Origin of the sequence: Erwinia sp. V71 (genome assembly GCF_965644245.1) — a bacterium.
Taxonomy (GTDB): domain Bacteria; phylum Pseudomonadota; class Gammaproteobacteria; order Enterobacterales; family Enterobacteriaceae; genus Erwinia.
The window spans coordinates 1-640 of record NZ_CBFFRK010000280.1 but is presented as its reverse complement, the minus strand read 5'-3'; the positions used below and the strand labels follow the sequence as shown (position 1 = coordinate 640).

Annotated in this window: 1 pseudogene; it reads right to left on the bottom strand. The window is 50.8% G+C overall.

The features are described from left to right. Positions 1 to 75: 75 nt before the first annotated feature. A pseudogene (locus ACSZO1_RS22665) lies at positions 76 to 567 on the bottom strand (MFS transporter); the annotation flags it as partial. Positions 568 to 640 lie beyond the last annotated feature (73 nt).

Below are 640 nucleotides of genomic sequence, written 5' to 3'. Positions count from 1 at the left end.
TAAAGTAAGAAATAACCAGCGCGGGAAACGCGATCGAAATCGCCGGAATCACTGACCGGAATCATCGGAATACGCAGCAAGAATGGCCGGATCGTATTGCAGGACAAAAATCACATAATAGGTAAAGACCGCCGCAAACAGCCACTCCGCGCCGAAGCCAAACAGGTACATGCCGAGATGTTTGCGGAACACGCGCAGATAGAACGTCGACTGCATATCACGCACCAGTGACAGCAGCGTTTTACCCAGCGATTTTTTCGCTTTCACCGCCGCCTGACCACTATCCGCGCGTTCCCAGCTGTAGCGATGCAGCATCGCTACAGCAACCAGCAGGATCAGGCCATAGGTGATGCCGGTATAGAAAAACGGTGTCGGCGATTCTTTACCGTAAATAAGGATAAACTGGCCAGGAATGAAGGCCGCAAGAAAGTTCGCCATTTTACCGAAAATGGCTTTATAACCGGTCAGCTTAGAACGGACGGAAAAGTCTTCGGTCATTTCGGTGGCCAGTGTTTCATATGGCACCATCACCGAGGTATAAATCAGCTCAAAAATGACGTAAGTGCAGGGCGGATTCAAGTTCGAAGTGCAACGCTAAGCCGCCTGTCTTAACTCTGCAAAGACCACTGAAGGCTGCCGG